The organism is Bacillus sp. FSL K6-3154, from assembly GCF_040869395.1.
Lineage (GTDB): Bacteria > Bacillota > Bacilli > Bacillales > Bacillaceae > Bacillus > Bacillus safensis.
In genome coordinates, this window is the sequence record NZ_CP152033.1 from 1,913,227 (window position 1) to 1,933,855 (window position 20,629).

The following is a 20,629-nucleotide window of genomic DNA, read 5'->3' on the forward strand; positions in this document are numbered from 1 at the left end:
TTGACATGTTTTTTATCTGTTTGTCCTCATTTTGTCTTCTCATAGTCATCTCATGACAAACTCAATTGTGGAATAATTGTTCCATCACTTCGTCGATATCGGTGATTGGCTGGCGGCAGCTGTAGTTTTCACAAATATACACGGTGGTTTTGCCATCGATTGTTTTGTAATCTTTTGTAAAGGGCGCGAGCTTGGCTAATTCTTCCCCTGTTTCGGCAGTCAATATGATATCAAATGGCACGAAGCGTTTTTGAAGCGCCTGTAAAAGCTGTTCTTTTTGAGGGTCGCCGTTTTTTCCGAGAATGATGATTTCTCTTTTGGTTGCATATTGACTTAGGAGCCCTTGCAGAAACGCTGTGTGTCCGCTTGGGTAGGAAGAGACATCGACATAAAAGGCTTGGAACATCTGCTGTAATGTGTCTAGCCAATCCTGACGTCCGGTCAGTCTGCTTAGCATGAGAAGGTGCTTGAGTGCAGTGCTGTTACCAGAAGGCATGGCGCCGTCGTACACTTCTTTTTCTCGAACGAGGAGCGATTCCGCGTCTGATCCTGAGAAGAAAAAGCCCCCTTTTTCCTTGTCCCAAAACAGCTCAAACATGTTCTCGGCAATGGCTGTGGCTTTTTCCAGCCAATCTAATTCAAAGGTCGCTTCGTATAAAGACATATAGGCTTTTAACATATGCGCATAATCCTCGATAAAGCCGAGATGCTTCACGTCACCTTCTCTATAGCGGACCATGAGCCGCTCATGTTGAACAAGATGTGTTTCTAGAAAAGACATCGCCTGCTTCGCCATATGGATCGCTTCCTCTTCATCAAAGACCCTTCCTGCTTTGGCGAGAGCTGCGATCATCAGCGCATTCCAAGATGTAAGCACCTTGTCATCGACAAACGGTGCAGGGCGCTGCTTTCTGACTGATTGTAGAATTTGCCGGCCTTCTTGCAGCTTAGACTGAAGGGTTTTATCATCGATCGAAAAAGAGGCTTTGATGTCCTCAAAAGAGGTAGAAATGGTATGAGGGATGTTCTCCCCTTCAAAGTTCCCCTCTTCTGTGATGTGATAGACTTCGCAAAATAAAGCGCCAAGCTCCTCTCCTAAATGGGTGATGATCTCATCTTTTGACCAGACGTAATATTGCCCTTCTTTCCCTTCAGAATCTGCATCTATCGCTGAATAAAAGGAGCCACCCGGATTCATCATATCTTGTTTGATAAATTGGATCAGGTGTTGGACAAGCTTTTTATACTCAGGTTTTGAGGTGAGCTGATACGCTTCTGTGTAAGCTTCCATCAGCAGCGCGTTATCATACAGCATTTTTTCAAAATGCGGCACAAGCCATTTTTCATCCGTCGAATAACGAGAAAAGCCGGAACCAATATGGTCATATATACCGCCATTTGCCATTCCATCTAACGTTTTCGTGACTGCATACAGCGCATTCTCCTGTTCAGTCCATTCGTAATAGCGCATCAGAAATGAGAGCATATGAGGTGCAGGAAATTTTGGTGCGGAGCCGAATCCGCCATACAGCGTATCAAAGCTGCTCATGAGCTGATAATAGGCTTTGTGAACTGCCTCTTGAGACAGTGTGTTTTCTGTCTGCCCAGCTGCTTTAATCCGCAAGTTATTTGTCGCTTTCTCAGCCAATGATTCAATATGATCCCGGTCGTTATGGTACGCATCCAGCAGTTGTGTCAGTGCCTCGATGAAGCCAGGACGTCCGTATGCACTTCTCTTTGGGAAATATGTCCCCGCATAAAAAGGCTTTTGCTCCGGCGTGACAAACACGTTGAGCGGCCAGCCGCCTTGCCCCGTCATCATCTGACAAACAGACATATACATCGAGTCGATATCTGGACGCTCTTCACGATCGACTTTGATTGAAATGAAATGCTCATTTAAGATGTCAGCGACTTGTTGATCTTCAAAGCTTTCGTGTGCCATGACGTGGCACCAGTGACATGTTCCTTTGGTTATCCATACCCAATAGATACGAGAACAGGCTTGTTTTCGCGTTTCGCTTTTTCAAATGCTTCTTCTCCCCAAGGGAACCAGTCCACAGGGTTATGAGCATGTTGAAGTAAATAAGGAGACTTCTCAGCGATTAATCTATTGGGTTTACTTTTGTTTGGCATGGGATCACCTGCTTTCTATTAATTTGTACGTTTAACATACCATAATTCCCTAAAAAAATTCATACACTCCATTTTGTGAACCAAACCCAAGTTATTAAAAAGGAGAACTGCTTATGACTCTATTTTCAGGGTTAACTTCATCACCTTATTGCTTTTTAGATAAGAAATAAGGAATTAAAATCTTTATCTTTTTATTTACTGTTAGATAGGAGAAACACACCCCGATGACTGTAACCATCCCGCCTGTCAGTGCAATAAACGTAGGTACTTCACCTAACCATACCCAAGAAATGGCCAAGGCTACGGCTGGTGTTAAATAAAGTGAAATTGTTGCTTCTGAAGCACCGACAAGTGAAGTTACATACGCAAGTGCAAAGTAAGGCACAACCGTTGGTAATAAACCTAAATAAACGATAGACAAAGTTGAGTTCATTGAAGCGTTCAAAAACTCTTCCCCTAAGCCAGGCAGAAATACAAGCATAGGTATTGTCCCGCCCCAAATAGTGAATGTAACGAATGGAATAAATCCATATTTTTTTATATAGCGAGCTTGAAAAACGAAATAAATACTCTCTGAAAATGCTGCCAGCAGGATTAACAAAATGCCGTTCACTGAATTTGTATAGTTTCCCGCCCCAAATGAAATGATCGACACACCCAATAAACTTATAATAGAGCCGATCCATTTATAAGAACCAAAATGTTCACCAAAAAACAGACGAGATAACATTGCAGAAAAAATAGGTGTCATGGTCACGAGTAAGCTTGCTACCCCTGCGCTGACTGTTTTTTCTCCGATATTCAGCAAAATGTGATATAGTGTAAAACCTAAAAATCCTAAAGATAAAATAGCAGGGATATCCTTCATGTCGGGTAAATGCATATGAGTCAAAACAGCAAAAACCAACAATGCCATTGACCCAATCAACAAGCGAAACAAAGCGAGGTGTTCCGGCGTATAACTCTCCAAACCCGCGCGAATTCCCGGGAAAGCTGATGCCCACAACCCAATCATCAGACTGTAAGATATGCCGATTCGAATTGTTTTCTTTCGCATTTTTCTCACTCCTCTTTACAAAAACCAACCAGTTATTTAATGTATTTCTATACTAATAAAGATTTGATGATATGACTTCAACCAGTTAAATAGATTTTGACCCAACCACTTTAGTTTTTAAGGAGGATACTTTTTATGAGCGCTTCAGAAGAATGAAGGATGAGAAAGCTTCCTAAGTACATACAAATCATTCAATTTATAAAAGATAAAATAGGAAATGGAGAATGGCCGATTGGAAGTAAGATTCCAAGCCAGCGCACGCTTGCCAAACACTTTGAGGTGAATAGGAGCACAGTAATTACAGCTTTAGAGGAATTGATGGCGGACGGATTAATCGAAGGCAGAATGGGAAAAGGGACAGTTGTTACGAACAATACATGGACACTTTTGGCTAAGAATTCCGCCCCCAATTGGGATCAGTATGTAACCTCTGGAATCCAGCGGCCAAGCCAAAAAATCGTTCAAGAGATCAATAAATCAGAATCAAACTCTGATCTTATACAGCTCAGTAAAGGAGAACTTTCAAAGGAGATTTTTCCTTTAACTGCTATGAAAGAGATGATGGGAAAGGTATCTCAAAACATAGAGGCATTCGGATATGAGGAACCAAAAGGATATTTACCTTTGAGAGAGGCATTAAGTGGCTATTTAAGAACATTGGGAATTCAAGGCTCATCTTCTTCCATTCTTATTGTTTCGGGTGCACTGCAAGCCTTACAGCTAATATCAATGGGGCTTTTACAAAGGGGATCGACCGTTTATCTTGACCAGCCGTCCTATCTTTATTCATTACACGTATTTCAATCAGCCGGTATGAAGCTGACTGGAGTTCCTATGGATAATGATGGACTTTTGCCGGAACATATCCACGTGGCAAGGGGGGAGCGGGGGAGGGCTATATTATATACAAATCCCTGTTTTCATAATCCAACCGGTATCTCAATGTCAGAACGGCGACGGGAAGAAATACTTGCGGCAAGTGAGAATGCACAGCTTCCCATTATTGAAGATGACATATATCGTGAGTTATGGATCGATGAGATTCCTCCAAATCCTATTAAAACAATAGATAAAAATGGACATGTGCTTTACATAGGAAGTTTATCTAAGACATTAAGCCCCGGCTTAAGAATTGGATGGATCGTCGGTCCAGAATCAGTGATTGACCGTTTATCCGACATAAAAATGCAAACAGATTACGGCTCCAGTTCGTTATCCCAAAGAGTAGCGGCAGAGTGGTTTACATCCGGTGAATACCAACAACATCTAGAACAGGTAAGAAGTCAATTAAAGGTGAGAAGGCAATTGGTCATGAGTCTTTTAGAAACCAATTTGAAGAATGTTGCTACATGGAATATTCCGAAGGGAGGATTCTTTGTCTGGGTAAAAATATTGCCTCCACTATCTATGAAATCACTTTATACAAAAGCTTTGACAAAAGGGATACTTCTCAATCTCGGCAGTATCTATGCTCAAGAAAAGGGGAACTATATTCGCTTATCATATGCTTATGCATCTCTTGAAGACCTGCAAAAGGGAATTTATGAATTGGGTTTAATGATTAAGGAATTGGCAAGCAGATAAATATATAATGAATACTAAAAGACAGTGACATTCCGCCAGTGACAAGTGGCATAACCGATGCTGACAAGCACTGGTTTATTTTCACGTTTGGCTTTGTTGAAGGCTTCTTGCCCCCACGGGTACCAGTGAACTGGGTTGTGGGCGTGTTGAAGGAGATACGGTGATTTTTCATGGATGAGTGGGTTGGGTGTCTCGTTGTTTGGCATGGGTCACCTTCTTTCAAAAATGTTTTTAAGTATTCTCTTTTCTCCATTTAATATATCAGATTGCTGAGGCTCGTCATCATTTGTCTGTGAGGTATTTACAAAATGAAAAAAATCAAGGGCTATACACCCTTGATAGCTACTTCAATCGTAATGCTTTAACAAGATGGCTGAATTATGTCCTCCAAAACCAAAAGAATTGGATAGCCCATATTTCAATGGAAGCTGTCTCGCTTCTAATACAACATCTAAGTTGCAGTCTGGATCTTGATTCTCTACATTAATAGTTGGCGGAATCATTCCTCGTCTCAAACTTTCCACTAAAGCAATGGCTTCGACTCCGCCGGCAGCACCAAACATATGCCCTGTCATTGATTTGTTTGCCGTTGTTGGAATTTCACCTGAACGTTCACCAAATAATTTCTTAATAGCTAGAACTTCTGAACGATCACCTACTTGTGTACTTGTTGCATGTGCACTAATAACATCAATATCATCTGTTGATATATTTGCACTTCTCAACGCCTTTTTCATGGCTAAGTAGGCACCTTTACCTTCTGGGTGGGATGCTACCATATGATGAGCGTCTGAACTAGCTCCGTACCCAACTACTTCACATAATATCGGCGCATCTCTAAGAATCGCGTTTTCTAATGATTCTAATACTAAGATACCTGCGCCTTCACTCATCACAAAGCCATCTCTATCTGTATCGAAGGGACGGCTGGCCCGGCTTGGGTCTTGGTTTCTAGTAGATAGTGCGTGTGCGTTTCCAAAACTGGCCAAAGATATCTGTGAAACAGCAGCTTCTGCTCCTCCGGCAAATATAATATCTGCATCATCATTTCGGATCGCATTGAAAGCTTCACCAATAGCGGTGTTCCCAATAGAACAAGCTGTGACTGGTGACAATGATGGCCCTTGTGCCCCTAATCTAATGCTGATTTGGGCCGCAGCTGCATTTGAAATCATCATGGGGACAAGGCTGGGGCTTACTCTTGAGGGACCTCGTTTATCTAATACATTGACATGATCAACAAGCGATTGGATTCCCCCGATTCCTGAACCAACATATACGCCTAAACGTTCAAGATCAACTTGATCTAACTGTAATTGCGAATTTTCTAATGCTTGTTCGGCTGCTGCTAAGGCAAACTGACTAAAACGGTCTAATCGTTTTGCTTCTTTTCTTCCCAATATTTCATCTGCATCGAAATCACGAACGATTCCAGCTATTTTTGTTTTATAATCAGTTGTATCAAAAGAATCAATGAGAGATATTCCCGATTGTCCTTTGATTAGTTGATTCCAAAAGCTATTTACATCATTTCCAAGTGGAGAAATAATTCCCATTCCAGTAATGACAACTCTTTTCATGATCATTCCCTCCTTGTTTTTATTAACTTTAGCCATTGTGTTATCCTATTACAAGTTGTTGTTTATCCTAGTATAATTAATACTCTTTTAAAGGGAGATCTAAATGAAACCTGAAACTAGACTTCAAGCATTATCAGAATTTCTAAAAAACCAACGTTCGAAAATTACGCCTCAAATGGTTGGTTTACCTGTAGGAACCCGCAGAAGAACACCAGGACTGAGAAGAGAAGAAGTGGCTCAACTAGCCGGTGTGAGTCTTACTTGGTATACATGGTTAGAGCAAGGCAGAGATATAAAAGTATCGACTTCGGTATTAGATGCGATTTCTCGAGCATTACAATTAAATAACGATGAAAGGAGATATTTGTACGCTTTAGCGTTAGAGGAAGGAGTGAAACAATCCTTTATCATTGAGAATGAGAAGGAAATCAGTCCGGCTTTAGTGAAAATTTTGCAGGAACTTCGTTATTGCCCGACGATTGTATCGGATAGAAGAAGCCAGATTGTTGGCTGGAATCAAGCAGCAGCTAATGTATTTTTGGACTTTGAACAAATCAATCCGGCAGAAAGGAATATCATACGCTTACTATTCGCAAGAAAGGAATTTAAAAGTTTAGCGGTGAATTGGGAGCATTTTGTTAGAGGATATATCGCCATATTTAGAACGTATTATGGACAGTATGTGGCAGATGACTGGTATGAGCAATTTATAGAAGAAATGGAGCAGGCATATCCTGAGTTTCGTAAAATCTGGAATGAAAATGAGATCAGCTATGCACCTGAAGTATTAATTGAATTTCGTCATGCTAAGGCAGGTAAAATGTTGTTTAATCTCACTTCATTACAAGTGTATGGGGATACTGATCTAAGATGCAGCGTCTATACTCCAGTTGAGGATACTGATACGGAGCTTAAGTTAAAACGTTTGATTGAAGGCTAGGTTTCGTTAATATAAAATAGATCCCAAGCCGTCAGTGACAAGGGACATAACCGATGCTAACAAGCACCGGTTTATTTTCACGTTTGGCTTTGTCGAAGGTTCTTGGCCCCAAGCCTATATCTTTTCTGGTAAATGGTGTTGATACATCTCAATAGCGTCTGTATGTTCTTTTAAAATACTCATTGTTTTTGGATGGGGTCTTACATATATCAAAGGATAGTCGACTTCATCTAATTCTTGTTGGGTATGAAAAGCTAATCTTTCATGATCCAGTGAGAATTGAGCATCAATTCCTGTTTTGTTGCCACGAGAGTCTAATCGAATCCATTTATTAAGTGATTGCAGAAATACTGCATTTAATGCGTGAATACAATATCCTTTATCTGGCGTATCGAACAACATTAATCGCTGGTAACAGAAACCTGTGGGTATTCCTTGTGAGCGCAATAGAGCAGCCAATAGGTTCGATTTTGCGTAGCAAATTCCCTCTTTATAAGTTAATACCTCTGATGCATGACAAGTCACTCGTTTGGATTGGATATCCCATGTATGGGGAATTTCATCTCGAACAAACTCATAGGCTGCTTTTGCTTTTTCTATTTCTGTCTGCAAAGGGTTGAAAAGTTCATTTGCAAGTGTACAAATAATAGGATTAGAATAATCAACTTCATTTAATTCAAGTAAATAATCATTAAAGTTTTTCGATTCACATTTCAAATTCATTTCTTCACTCCCATATTCTAATAAATGTTACTACATTATAGAACATGATCAGAAATATATTAAGAAAGAATAAAAGAGATTACTACTCAGTAAAGTTTGAATATTTATAGAGTGCTATGAAAAGATGTAACACAAATTATGATTAGTTCTCTGCCTTAAAAATATGTAGTGACATCAATTTCAGGTCTTAACCTCACTAAAGTTCCTTCGTAAAAATTCATTAGTTAAACCCAGGAGAATTTGAAAGGTCTGAGACACTGTTTAAAAATAAGATAATGGCAAAGCTATCACTATAATCATTATCATGTTTTTAAATGGTTTCTTAACGAGCACCATTGACAAGGTTCCGACTATAGTAAAAATTACAATCAAAAGTGAACCTAACAATAACCGATAATTAAAGCTACTGCAGTAACTAATTCTTAGATACCTGTAAACACACGAACCCATTGTGGTAGTCTCAGCGTTTTAAATTCTTCGATAGCTGTTTTATCGCTTGTTAATTTTCTATAACTTGCATAAGAAACATAAATATCAAAAACGTTTGCATAATAATCATGACAATATGCATTGTGATTATTAATAGATATTAGAATAGTATGATTTAAGATTTACGTATGGTTTATAATGATATCCCTTTTAGGCTGGAATCCGTACGTATGAGACCTGCTAAGAGGACAAAAATCAAATTAATTGCCCATAAGTTCCGCACTTACTAGTACCATAGCTATATTCGGCTCCAATGCGCCCCCATTTTAATTAAATATATCTCTCGTACTGTCATCGCCTATTCTTTCTCGCACTCTACTGCCTGTTACTGATAGATAAAAAACTTTAAGTCGGTTAGTTATTTTTTTGCATAGGATCATCTGCCCTCGTTACGTCTTTATTCTTCTTTAATGTAACATAAGTATTTAATAAAATACCTCCATCTAGATGTAACATGGGTATGTTGTTTTTTGTGGAAGTGAGTAAAACATTTAGCAGTGAGATATTATTTATAGGCTGGAATTTGGATTTTATGAAAAGTTTGAATCATTAAAGGGCTTCAAGAACCTTAGTAAATAAAGAGAAATCCCCTTTATATTACTGATTATCGTTGTGTGTAGATCGTTGATCCTCAGCTTTGATAATCATGATAATTTGCCTACAATCTATAGCTTTTAAATTATGGGGAGTTTCTACTTTGAAAATAATGAATTAGTAACAATAAAGCAACAACTTAAATAAATATTAGACTTGTGACTATATTTGTTGTAAAATTGTAAAAACTAAGAAAAATACCCATTTAATAGTTTGGATATTTAGACTTAAATTCAAGTGAGACTTTTATTTTTTAAACAGTTTCTTTTGGGAGGGTACAAAGAGTGAGTTTCGAAGAGATAAAAACTAAATTTATTGATAAGGCAGCTAATATTGGTGTAATAGGCTTAGGGTATGTTGGTTTGCCATTAGCTTTGGAAATCGCTGATTCTGGATTTTCTGTATATGGAATAGATGAAGATGTAAGAAAGATAAATAAACTATATCAAGGAGAATCTTATATTCAAGATATTCCTTCCTGCAAAATTAAGGAGAGTATTGTTCAAAAAAAATTTTTCCCGACTAACGATAAAAGTATTATAAAGAAACTAAATGCAATTATTATTTGCGTACCTACTCCTTTAACTGAAAATAATGAACCAGATATTACTTACATAACGTCTGCTCTTTATTATATAAAAAAATTTATGCAAGAAAATTTATTAATAATACTAGAAAGTACTACATATCCAGGAACTACTGAAGATATTATTCAAAAAGGAATTGAAGAGTTGGGTTATGTGGTAGGAGAGAATTGTTTTTTGTGTTACTCTCCTGAACGAGTAGATCCAGGCAATTTAAAATATAATACTAAGAATACGCCAAAAATTTTAGGTGGGACTACAAGAAAATGTGAAACTTTGGGTATATTGTTGTATGAATCATTTGTAGATGAAGTTATTCCAGTATCGTCACCAAAAATTGCTGAAATGAGCAAGTTGATAGAAAATACATTTAGAAATGTTAATATAGCTTTTATTAATGAAATGGCTATTTTAGCAGAAAATTTAAAAATTGACATATGGGAGACAATTGAAGCAGCAGGAACGAAACCCTTTGGGTTTATGAAATTTTTTCCTGGTCCAGGGATAGGAGGGCATTGTATTCCTCTTGATCCTATGTATCTATCATGGAAAGCCAAAGAATCAAATTTCACTTCTAAATTTATAGATTTGGCTTATGAAACAAATAAAAATATGCCTAAATATATTCATGACAATATCAGTAAAGCCCTTTTTAAATATGGGAAAATAATAAAGGGATCAAAAATTTTGATTTTAGGGATCGCATATAAGGCTGATATAAATGATTTAAGAGAGTCACCAGGAATAGAATTGTATGAATTATTAAAGAAAAGTGGAGGATTGATAGATTTTAATGATCCTCATGTAATGGAGTTTGAGGATAAGGAAGGAAGGCTATTAATATCTAAACCTCTTAACTATGACCTGTTTAATCATTATGATTGTGTTGTATTAATAACTGATCATAGCGAATATAATCGTGAATTGATCTTACAAAACACTAAACTCATAGTAGATACTAGAAACTTCTTTGAAAATTATAGAAGTGAGAAAATATTCAAGTTTGGATCTGTATTCCAAGAAATAAAAGAAAAAACAAAGCAATGAAGATACTCTCATTACTTTGTTCTAGTAATTAGTGACGTTGTAAAAACTCCAATCGATTACCGAATGGATCATTTACATAAAAACGTGTAGCTCCCTCTAAAGGTTCATCTTCTGTTATTTTAATATTGTTTTCAATTAATCTTTGTTTTAATTTATCTATATCTTTTAGCTTGAAAGCTGGATGTGCTTTAATTGCGGGGATAAAGTTTTCCTGAATACCAATATGAAGCTCATGGGTGCCGCATTGAAACCAAACTCCTCCGCGCTTTTTGAGATTTTCCGGTTTGGGTATTTCATCCATTCCGAGTATTTTTGAAAAAAATTCTCTGCACTCATCTTCACTACCTTTAGGAGCTGCAATTTGAACATGATCAATTCCAACAAACATAAGTTTCTCCTCCACAACGTTATTTGATATTCTTGCAATATAAACTTACCATATTTTTTTAATTTAAACAAAAAATTGACAAAAAAATAAATGCAGGTTAGAATTTTCGGGAATAATCTGAAAATTTGGCGGTGGGCAATATGATTCTAAAGGACATAACTGTATCCTTTGGTCCGACGGGTGAAGAAAATATTGTATTGGCAGCTTTAAACTATACTGTGAATGAAGGGATTGTGCAGGGGATAATAGGGTCTAGTTCGAGCGGGAAATCGACTTTAGCAAGAATTATGATTGGAGAAATTGCCCCATTGACTGGTGAAATAGTGAATACTAAAAAAGGTAAATCAATAGGTTTATTAAGCAAAAGACGAAAAAGAAGGTTAAGTTTAATTACTTTTAAAAGAAGGGGTAAGTGTTTTAGTGCCATTGAAAGAATTAAAAGTAATCCTCCTCAAATATTGATTATCGATGATATTGAAGATTTTGATTTTAATAAGTTATCGGAACTCTTGTATAACAGAAGAGCAAATTGTTTCACAACAATTCTTTTATCCAATAACTTTATGATTCTTAAAAAACACACATCAAATATCGTTTATCTAGAAAACGGTAAAATCAATGTCTAGCTTATACATTATGGAGGTTGTAATGTCTAAACAGTCAGAGTTAATAAATGCATTTTGTGGATCCGCCCCCGGATGGCCTTTAGTACTGTATTTCCACCATGTACATCCAACTTTAAAACACTATACCAGTATTACACCTAAAGACTTTGAGGAGGGTTTAAACTTGTTATTGAACAATTTTAAAGTAATAGACCCTTCCGTTATAAGTAAAAGGTCTTTCGATTGGAATCCTAAAGAACCATCAGTATTAATTACGTTCGATGACGGGTTTAGAGACACATATGATTTTGCATTACCTTTACTTAATAAGTATGAGGTAAAGGCTATCTTCTTTTTGACAACAAATAATATAGGCATAAAATCTTTATGTTTAAATCCCTGGAAAAATTATTTGTCATGGACTGAAATAATTGAATTGCATAGTATGGGACATACTATAGGTGCACATACCTTGTCACATTCAGCTTTAAATAAATTATCAATGAAAGAGGCTAATAATGAAATTATAATTTCAATAGATACCTTAAAAAGTAAGTTTAATAGTGATTCTATTCATTTTTCTTATCCTTACGGATTATTACCCCGATCGGAAATAATCTTCCCTGAGGATACTTTAGCATTTGGGACAGTTAAAGCACCAGCACAATCGTGGGAAAAAATAGATACTAATATTCGCAGGACCTATCTTCCTGCTAGGCAAAATCATGAATGGAAAAGGTTGGTATATAAATGGAGAATGCAATGGTACGGGTAACAGTGATCATCCCTACTAAAGATAGGGAACATGATCTTAAAAGGTGTTTACAAGGATTATTAAAAAATAATGTTGCATTGATTGAGGAAATAATCATTATCGATGATAATTCTAAAAAGCCTCTTACGATAAAAGAATTTGATTTACCTTTAAAAATAATTAGAAACAGCAAATCAATTGGTGCAGCTGCATGTAGGAATAAAGCTGTAGATTTGGTTAAGTCTAAAATAATTGCTTTTCTTGATGATGATGCTATACCAACTCCCGATTGGATAGCTACTGCAATTTCTTTTCTCGAAAAAAGAAAATGTGGGATTACAGGAAGAGTACTCCGCTTTGACCGTGGTATTGTATCAAAAGCAAGACAGGAGAGATATAACATGAGGTACAAAAATCTAAGAAGAGGAGATAAAGTTGATTTTTTTTCGGGCGGTAACAGTGCGATTTGGACTGATATTTTTAAAAGGGTTAATGGGTTCAGTCGCTTATCTAGCGGTGGAGATAACGAAATAGTAGGAGATTTAGATGCTATTGGTTATGAAATTTGCTTTATTCCCGAATTAGTGATTTTACATAGGAATAGCAAAGGTGTAAAGCAGGCTGTTAAGGAGGCTTTTAAATCTGGAAGAGAAAAATCAGATGCTATTTGCTGGAAAACCTTTATTAAAGAAATAGTAAAATTCCGAAACTTATATCAAGGATCTTTAATCGTTTCATTATTTAATGGATGTTTGAACATTATCCATTTAACTGCTCGACTATCCGCTAAGAAAAAAATATAAGGAGAATAGATTAAATGTCAATAAATTTAGCATTAATTGGTTATGGGGCGGCAGGAAAGCAGCATGTTGAAGCTATCAACAGTACCGAAGAAGTAAATCTTATAGGTGTTTTTGAACAAGATAAAACTAAACGAATAGACAATTATAAATCATATTCTAGTTGGCAAGATGTTTTAGATGATCCAAAAGTTGACGCAATAGCTTTTTGTGTTCAACCTCAATTTAAAACAAAAATGGCTATTGAAGCTATGAAAAAAGGTAAATCAATTTTATTAGAAAAGCCCCCGTGTCTTAGTGAAAAAGAATTAGATGAATTAATTGAATACTCAAATATTTATAATAAGGTTATTGGAGTAATGTTACAACATCGTTACCAGTTACCAAAAGAAGTGTTTGATATTGAGTGGGGACCTGAAACAATAGCTACATTAGAAGTATCAAGACCACGAGAGATGAAAAGGTATTTTAGGTCTTGGCGAGAAAATCCAAATTCAGCTGGGGGTGGAATTACGACTCATATAGGTATTCATTACATTGATATTGCATCAATTTTATTAGGGAAACCGGTCTCCTTTTTATTTGAAGGTATACGTAACTATCAATATGGCTTAGATATAAGAACAGCAGGAATAATAAAATTTAGTAATGGATCTGTACTTACCTTAGCAGTAACAGCTGAGGCAAAAAAAAGAAACGAACGAATAATAATATATGATCGAGATAATGTATTTACTTATATAAACGGAACTGTATATTTAGAAAGCGGTATAAATCAGAAGCAGATTTATCCTAAGAAAACAACAGATGATTTAAGAAAGTTAGTGTATGAGGATTTCTCTTACTCAGTAAAAATAGGGAAACGCCCAGAAATATGTAATATTGAAAATTTTAGAGGAACGATAAAAATTATTGAGAAAATGAATTCTAATATAAGGGCACTAAAATGAGTGGATATGTGGGGTTTTCAACTAATTGTTTTCCTGAGAAAACTGCAGATGAAATACTTGCTTATTTAAAAAAACTTAAATGTAATACCCTAGATTTAAGAGTAGGTAAAGGACAAAAATGGGAGGAAAAGGGATGTGATTTTTTTATTGAAAATGGAATAAAAATTGCATTTATAGGATTAGATTTAGTTCTGGGAAAACAATTTTTTACTAAAGAGCTAATAAAGGAACTGTTAACTCCCTATAAAAATTTAAATGTAAAATTAAAAATATTAGCTCATAAGTCTTGTATGAGTGAACACAACAAGATGATTACAATACAGCAAATTTCTGAAATTAAAAAAAATATATTGAATAAGAATATTTTAGTGGAAACTCATTATGGTTACGCTGATATAGATACTTTGCTAACATTACACCAAGAAACTGGCGTTGATATTCTTTTGGATATTATGGGCCTCTTTAAAATTTGCAATGATATTGAAAATATTAGTTTATTACGCTTGAAAAAAGCTGTAAAAGCAATGCAAATAAAAGGATTTGATTGGTGTAATCCAATAAATTCTCGGCATTTACCTTTAGAGAAAATAAATTTAAATCCATTAAAAAAAATTCTTGAGCTGTTAGATAATCCATCTATGTTTATTACAATTGAAACGCGCTCTAACTCCTACGAAGAAGATTACTTAATTACTAAACAACTACTTAATCAAATAAATACTTAAGATTGGAGGTATTGACGGTGAATTTGGCCATAATCGGAGATGAAATCGATCAAGATTTAGATAATGTTATTTCCACAGTTCAGGAATGCGATTACAAAGGAATTGAGGTTAGGTCTGTATGGAATATAAGACCAGATCAACTTAACGATGAACAATTGGACTCTATTAGATATAGTATTGAAAAAAAGGGTTTGAGTATTGTTGGTTTTGATTCCCCTGTTTTTAAAACGGCAATTCCCAAGACAATAAAGCAGATAGAAGAAGCGAGAGATAGTTTTTTACATGCAGTTCATCAAGCGAGAATTTTAAAAGCCCAATTCATTAGAGTCTTCTCATTTTATAGAAAAGAACAACCTGAGCCAAAAGAGGCGGGAAGAATAATGAAAGGTATTATTGAAGATATTATACCAAAGGATATTATGATACTTGTGGAAACTGGAATGAGAACGAATACACCTTCAATAGTACAAATGATCGATTTGTTAGAAGTATTAAATAATAATAGAGTAGGTGTACTTTGGGATCCTGGAAATACAGTTTATTCTGGATTTAATAAAAATCCATTTCCTAATGATTATAAATTAGGGAGAGATGTTATAAAGCATATTCATGTAAAAGATTCCAAAGGTCAAAAAGAATACGTCAATATTGGCGATGGAGATGTCCCATGGAAAGATATCGTGAAATTTTTAACTAATGACGGTTATGATGGTTGGTTTTCACTTGAAACTCACTGGAGACCAGATCGTATAATTCCTCAACAGATAAGAGATAATCCTTGGTATGATGAATTTTCAAGAGGAGGGTATGAAGCAAGTTTAAAAAGTATGAAAGAGTTTGCTTCATATTTTAAATAAAAATATGAATGTCTTACAAAAAAATAATCCTGTATTTTTATTGGGAGTGCAACGGTCAGGTACAACAGCATTATCGTATTCCTTGAACCATGAGTTTAACAAACATGGCGGTCTATTTACCATTAATGGGAAATTAATTTACTTTTTACAAAGATGGCTTACTGATGACGATATCGCTTTTGGACATTTTAGATCTGATGAAATTTCTTTCGCATTAAGAAGAATTATGCCCAGCGGAATTGGAGTGGAAAATTGGTTAAAGAAAGTTGATCTCGCTCTTCATGAAGCAGCAGCTTTGGTAGCTAACGGGACTGATTTGGATGCTGTTAGTTTGTCACGTCAAATCATTATGAAAGCTTATGAAGACTATATATTATGGGGCGATAAGTATAACGAGTATATGCATCAAATACCGTATATTGATAAATTGTTTCCGGATGCCAAATATATACTGCTAATTCGCAATCCATTTGACGTTTCAAATTCCATCTTAAACTGGAATAAAAATAAGCCATGGCGTCCATTTAACTCTACCAATAATTTAATAAAATGGAAGAGTTGGCATGAACCAATTATTTCAATTATGCGCAAGTGGGAAAAAGATAAGTATCTTATAATTGAATACAATGATCTGTGTGAAGGAAAAGAGACAGAACGTTTAACAAACTTTTTGAACATGTCATTTCATAATACGCTCAATAATTTAAAAATAAATAAAAAAAATTCCGATTTTTCAGTTGATTTATTACCGCCTACAATAAGAGACATTTGGCTTGAATTGATCAAAAATAGATAGTTTTCAGAATATAACCCCAATTATATTTACAATCTTTTTATATAATGTTAAAATAAACCACGGAAGTATTATTTTAACTATAAAGGAGGTGAGATAATATGAAAAAGAAAAAAATCGAAAAACTTTTAAATATTAAAGGAAGTGTATCTGTAATTAGCAAATAAGTAGTTTTAAAGAAACAAATAAGGCAAATTATTTAACATTTGCCTTATTTGTTGTTTGGATCAATATATAAGGGGCTGTCTACTATGGTTCAAATGGTCAATTCAACAAACTTAAAAAAATTCATTTCTCAAGTTTTGCAAAGAGTAGGTTTACCTATGAGAGATGCCGAAATTACATCAGATGTTTTGGTTAGTGCTAATCTTTGTGGTATTGATTCTCATGGAATTTCATTAACTGAGACTTATATTAAGCGAATTAAAGAAGGTGGAATTAGGATTAATCCTAAAAGGAATATTGAAAAACTTAATGACATGTTAGAAATGATAGATGCTGATGGAGGAATAGGTCCGGCAACAGCATCTCTAGCTACAGAAAATGCTGTAAAAAAAGCTAAAGAAGAGGGGGTTGGGATCGTTATGGTTAAAAACAGTAATCATATTGGTATGCTTGGATATTATGCTAATATGATTGCTGAAAATGAAATGATAGGTATAGTATTGACGAATTCAGGACCAAACGTAGCAGCTTGGGGAGGGGCCGAGGCTGTATTGGGTAATAATGCAATGGCAGTTTGTTTTCCTGGAAGGCAAGAGAATTCTTTTTTACTAGATATTGCTTCTGGGGAAGTTGCTTGCGGTAAAGTAAGAGCAGCTGTAGAAAAAGGAGATGAAAAAATACCTTTGGGCTGGATTGTTGACAAAAATGGTAAAAATACCGATAACCCGTTAGATTTTTTAAATGAGGGGGTAGTTTTGCCATTCGGTAAACACAAAGGATACGGCATTGGCATGTTAATCGATTTGTTTACTGGCGTATTAAGTGGTGGGCTATACGCTTCTCAAGTAAAAAGACAAAGGGCAGATTATTCCTCAGTTGCAGAATCTTCACATACTTTTATTGGAATACGTATAAATATTTTTATGGAATTAGAACAATTTTTTTATAGAATGGAGGATTGGATTTCCTTAATTAAATCTTCAAAAAAAGCAGAAGGAACTGAGGAAATTTTAATACCTGGTGAACGTGAGAAAAGATTTTATCAAAAAAAAATAAAAGAAGGGATAAGTTTAGATCAGAAGCAAATAGAGACATTAAATAATTTAGGGAAACAATATAACATAGATACTCGGATCTTGCAAAAATAAGATAGGAGTGGGTAATATGATTCCTTTAGTAGAAGAGCGATTAAATAAGAAAATCAAAATTAAAAATAAATCCAGGAGTGATTTTTCTTTTAGAATGAAAGTTCAAGAAGAGAGGTTGCAGGAGCTTTTGAGTTATGCAACACAAAAAGTTCCGAAATTTTTAAATTTAGAAAAAGAAAATTCGGTAAATCCAAGAATTCTATTGAATGAAATATCTCCAGTAGATAAAGAACAAATTATAGATAGTTACGAAGATTATGTATCGGATGATATAAATAATATAAATGAAAATGATTGTTATGTTACAAATACCTCAGGCTCTACAGGAACCCCCTTTTCTTCTATACATAATATTGAATCCTATTATGAGGGACTAGCTAACCTTATGTTCATTTTAGATGAATATAACATAACGGAGCATCCAAGGATTTTAAGAATTGCTGGAAGAATTAATGGATTTTCAGATAAAACAGAAGAAACTTTACCATTTTTCAGTTTAGGTTTAATAGGTATAAATGGTTCTTTAGGTAAGTTTGAAACAAGTATACTGAATCAAATTATAGACTTTAAGCCAAATATTATAAGTGGTCATGGTTCTGAAATCCTCTTATTATACAAAATTTTCGAAAAAAATCAATTACTTCATAAACTAAAGGGCATTAAATTACTAATATGCGGTGGAGAATCTTTAACAAGTCAAACCCGAAATTACATAAAAAATGCCTATAAGTCGAAAGTAGTTGATACTTATGGGATGCAGGAAATAGGAGATATAGCAGTCCAGTGTTCGTCCAAAGAGGATCATTATCATATTTATGAGGAAAGTGTAATTATTGAATTAATTGATGAAGATGGAAACTTAATAAATGAAAAGAATAATCAATCAGGAGAATTCGTGGTTACTGGATTAATAAACAAATATATGCCATTTATGAGATATAAAACTGGGGATACGGGTTTAATATCAAGTAAATGTCCTTGCGGATATAAAGGTGAAACAATTAAATTACTTGAAGGTCGAAAAATGAATCCGGTTGTTTTAAAGGATGGTGATTTATTAAATACGTATGTTTTAAAGAGAGATTTGGAAGATATAAATGTTGTTTGCTTCCAATTAAAGCAGTCAATTCCAGGGGAAATTGATATTAATATTGTAATTAATGAAGAAAAAAACAAAGTAGATATATTTAAATACAGAGAAAAGTTAAATTTAGAATTAGGATGTAAATTAGACATCAGGTTAAATTTTTGTAATATCGAAGATTTAATAGGGAGTAATGGGAAAATAAAGTCTTTTTTATGTAATGTTGAAACGAGTTAAATCTGGAGGAATTACTATGTTAAATAAATATAGTTCATGGTTATACGTATTAACCGTTCTTTTTTCCTCAACATCTTCTTCAATGTATATAATTGCTTTAACTTGGATTCTATATGAAACATCAGGTAATGCATTCTATTCTGGCTTAATAGTTGGAATTGGTTTTATCCCAGGATTGTTAGTAAATCTCTTTTCAGGAGTTATTATTGATCGCTTAAATAAAAAAAAAATTATCATTATTTCTTTATCAATTCAGAGTTTAATGATTTTATTTCTGACAATCTTTATTGCTACCAACTCATTAGTTGTTTGGACAATAATTACATCTCACGTAATAGTCCAATTGTTGAGTTCAATTATTAGACCTGCTATGCAGGCCCTTATTGTACAAACTTTTTCGAAAAAAGAGTATACAAAGATCATAGGAATTTCAACAAGTATCGGTGAAATAGGATGGATTCTTGGGGTTAGTTCCACAGGATTTTTATTAATATTTTTAGATGCAGTATATATTTTTTTGATAATATTAATAATTAGCCTCCTATCTTTATTATCTTTATCTTTTATAAAATCTATTAATGTTAATTCAATTCAATTAGAACGGGAGAAAAATTCGATATTATTCGATCTTAAAGATGGTTTTAACTATTTATTAAAAAATAAGATCATATTAGGACTTTTTGGAATTGGATGTGTTGGTCAGCTAGTATTGCATTCAAACACCGGTCTACTTTCTGTTTATACTAAGACATATCTTGGTAAACCAAGCTTTATATTTGGTTTACTGGAAGCAGCCTTGTCTACTGGGGCGATACTTGCTGGTTTAATTATTTCATGGTTATTTTTAAAAACAAAATCCTTTGTCCCAACTATATCTATAGGTGTTGTTATTTTAGGACTTTCTCTCCTTTCTTTTAGTAGAACTATTATTTTGTCTTTTTTTGGTATTTTCTTTTTAGGCTTTGGTACTGCTTTGTTAAGAGTAGTTACACAATCCATACAACAAATGATTACTGATTCATTATATCATGGTAGAATGGCCAGCTACAGAATGTTTATTAACCAAGGATCTGTAGTTATAGGAAGCCCAATACTAGGACTAATAAGTGAAACTTATGGAGCTAATTTCGCTTACATGGTTTTACTAATACCAACCATTATTGCTTTGATATATACCATAGTTTTTCTCAAACAAAAAAGTACTCATCAATTAATCTCATCAGTTATTTCTAGATAAAGAGATATTAATAAATATAAAAAACAAAACTTTTTATTAATATTACAGTTAATCTGACACTATTTTTTGCAAAGGATGTGTTACATATAAGAAAAAAATTCATTTTATTCAGACGGTTATTTAAAATTTATATGAAAGAATAATGGCAGGAG

19 protein-coding genes and 1 pseudogene are annotated in these 20,629 nt (G+C 34.6%); 13 read left to right on the plus strand and 7 right to left on the minus strand.

Translation table 11 applies throughout. The features are described from left to right. Positions 1-61: 61 nt before the first annotated feature. The 3 genes from MHH61_RS10045 to MHH61_RS10055 form a co-directional block, all read right to left on the minus strand. Positions 62-1,945 carry a thioredoxin domain-containing protein gene (locus MHH61_RS10045; protein WP_125587496.1) on the minus strand — a complete coding sequence of 628 codons (1,884 nt, stop codon included), beginning with the start codon at positions 1,943-1,945 and terminating at the stop codon, positions 62-64. Positions 1,946-1,974: 29 nt separating this feature from the next. Beyond that, on the minus strand, positions 1,975-2,136 hold the full coding sequence (locus MHH61_RS10050; RefSeq protein WP_111927599.1) for a DUF255 domain-containing protein: 162 nt from the start codon (positions 2,134-2,136) through the stop codon (positions 1,975-1,977). Between the two features lie 145 nt (positions 2,137-2,281). After that, positions 2,282-3,193 (minus strand): DMT family transporter, encoded by a 912-nt coding sequence (locus MHH61_RS10055; protein WP_125587495.1) that lies wholly within the window; start codon positions 3,191-3,193, stop codon positions 2,282-2,284. A gap of 159 nt (positions 3,194-3,352) precedes the next feature. On the opposite strand from MHH61_RS10055, the gene MHH61_RS10060 reads away from it, so the two are divergent. Continuing rightward, positions 3,353-4,777 carry a PLP-dependent aminotransferase family protein gene (locus MHH61_RS10060; RefSeq protein WP_125587494.1) on the plus strand — a complete coding sequence of 475 codons (1,425 nt, stop codon included), beginning with the start codon at positions 3,353-3,355 and terminating at the stop codon, positions 4,775-4,777. A gap of 35 nt (positions 4,778-4,812) precedes the next feature. Here the strand turns inward: MHH61_RS10060 and MHH61_RS10065 are convergent. Both MHH61_RS10065 and fabF read right to left on the minus strand, forming a co-directional pair. After that, positions 4,813-4,983 (minus strand): annotated as a pseudogene (locus tag MHH61_RS10065) (DUF255 domain-containing protein); the annotation flags it as partial. A 141-nt stretch (positions 4,984-5,124) separates the two neighbouring features. Next, positions 5,125-6,357 (minus strand): beta-ketoacyl-ACP synthase II, encoded by a 1,233-nt coding sequence (gene fabF, locus MHH61_RS10070; protein ID WP_125587492.1) that lies wholly within the window; start codon positions 6,355-6,357, stop codon positions 5,125-5,127. 103 nt (positions 6,358-6,460) lie between these two features. On the opposite strand from fabF, the gene MHH61_RS10075 reads away from it, so the two are divergent. Beyond that, complete coding sequence (locus tag MHH61_RS10075; protein ID WP_024424426.1) at positions 6,461-7,297, plus strand: helix-turn-helix transcriptional regulator; 837 nt, start codon at positions 6,461-6,463, stop codon at positions 7,295-7,297. 114 nt (positions 7,298-7,411) lie between these two features. Here the strand turns inward: MHH61_RS10075 and MHH61_RS10080 are convergent, their stop codons facing one another. Continuing rightward, positions 7,412-8,020: a transglutaminase family protein gene (locus MHH61_RS10080; RefSeq protein WP_125587491.1), complete on the minus strand. Its 609-nt coding sequence runs from the start codon at positions 8,018-8,020 to the stop codon at positions 7,412-7,414. Between the two features lie 1,367 nt (positions 8,021-9,387). Between MHH61_RS10080 and MHH61_RS10085 the strand changes: the two genes are divergently transcribed. Beyond that, entirely contained in the window at positions 9,388-10,734 is a 1,347-nt protein-coding gene (locus tag MHH61_RS10085; protein ID WP_024427469.1) for a nucleotide sugar dehydrogenase, read from the plus strand. Positions 10,735-10,762: 28 nt separating this feature from the next. On the opposite strand, the gene MHH61_RS10090 is transcribed toward MHH61_RS10085, so the two are convergent. Beyond that, positions 10,763-11,122, minus strand: a complete 360-nt coding sequence (locus MHH61_RS10090) for a VOC family protein (protein WP_024427468.1) — start codon at positions 11,120-11,122, stop codon at positions 10,763-10,765. Positions 11,123-11,262: 140 nt separating this feature from the next. Between MHH61_RS10090 and MHH61_RS10095 the strand changes: the two genes are divergently transcribed. The 10 genes from MHH61_RS10095 to MHH61_RS10140 all read left to right on the plus strand — a co-directional run bounded on the left by MHH61_RS10095 (position 11,263) and on the right by MHH61_RS10140 (position 20,477). Then, positions 11,263-11,748, plus strand: coding sequence for an ATP-binding cassette domain-containing protein (locus tag MHH61_RS10095; RefSeq protein WP_024427467.1), 486 nt, complete (start codon positions 11,263-11,265; stop codon positions 11,746-11,748). Positions 11,749-11,770: 22 nt separating this feature from the next. Beyond that, the gene (locus MHH61_RS10100; protein ID WP_024427466.1) at positions 11,771-12,502 is read left to right on the plus strand and encodes a polysaccharide deacetylase family protein; all 732 of its coding nucleotides are present in this window, start codon (positions 11,771-11,773) and stop codon (positions 12,500-12,502) included. Next, the gene (locus tag MHH61_RS10105; protein WP_080652956.1) at positions 12,478-13,284 is read left to right on the plus strand and encodes a glycosyltransferase family 2 protein; all 807 of its coding nucleotides are present in this window, start codon (positions 12,478-12,480) and stop codon (positions 13,282-13,284) included. Before MHH61_RS10100 ends, MHH61_RS10105 begins: the two co-directional genes overlap by 25 nt. 14 nt (positions 13,285-13,298) lie before the next feature. Continuing rightward, positions 13,299-14,231 carry a Gfo/Idh/MocA family protein gene (locus MHH61_RS10110; RefSeq protein ID WP_087978242.1) on the plus strand — a complete coding sequence of 311 codons (933 nt, stop codon included), beginning with the start codon at positions 13,299-13,301 and terminating at the stop codon, positions 14,229-14,231. Next, positions 14,228-14,956 carry a hypothetical protein gene (locus tag MHH61_RS10115; RefSeq protein ID WP_087978241.1) on the plus strand — a complete coding sequence of 243 codons (729 nt, stop codon included), beginning with the start codon at positions 14,228-14,230 and terminating at the stop codon, positions 14,954-14,956. The genes MHH61_RS10110 and MHH61_RS10115 overlap by 4 nt, the downstream gene beginning before the upstream one ends. A gap of 17 nt (positions 14,957-14,973) precedes the next feature. Further along, on the plus strand, positions 14,974-15,813 hold the full coding sequence (locus tag MHH61_RS10120) for a sugar phosphate isomerase/epimerase (protein WP_024427462.1): 840 nt from the start codon (positions 14,974-14,976) through the stop codon (positions 15,811-15,813). Next, entirely contained in the window at positions 15,794-16,609 is an 816-nt protein-coding gene (locus MHH61_RS10125; protein ID WP_087978240.1) for a sulfotransferase, read from the plus strand. Before MHH61_RS10120 ends, MHH61_RS10125 begins: the two co-directional genes overlap by 20 nt. A gap of 248 nt (positions 16,610-16,857) precedes the next feature. Continuing rightward, entirely contained in the window at positions 16,858-17,919 is a 1,062-nt protein-coding gene (locus MHH61_RS10130; RefSeq protein WP_125587489.1) for an Ldh family oxidoreductase, read from the plus strand. Between the two features lie 16 nt (positions 17,920-17,935). After that, positions 17,936-19,240, plus strand: a complete 1,305-nt coding sequence (locus MHH61_RS10135) for a phenylacetate--CoA ligase family protein (protein ID WP_087978238.1) — start codon at positions 17,936-17,938, stop codon at positions 19,238-19,240. A gap of 16 nt (positions 19,241-19,256) precedes the next feature. Next, positions 19,257-20,477 (plus strand): MFS transporter, encoded by a 1,221-nt coding sequence (locus tag MHH61_RS10140; protein ID WP_164512184.1) that lies wholly within the window; start codon positions 19,257-19,259, stop codon positions 20,475-20,477. Positions 20,478-20,629 lie beyond the last annotated feature (152 nt).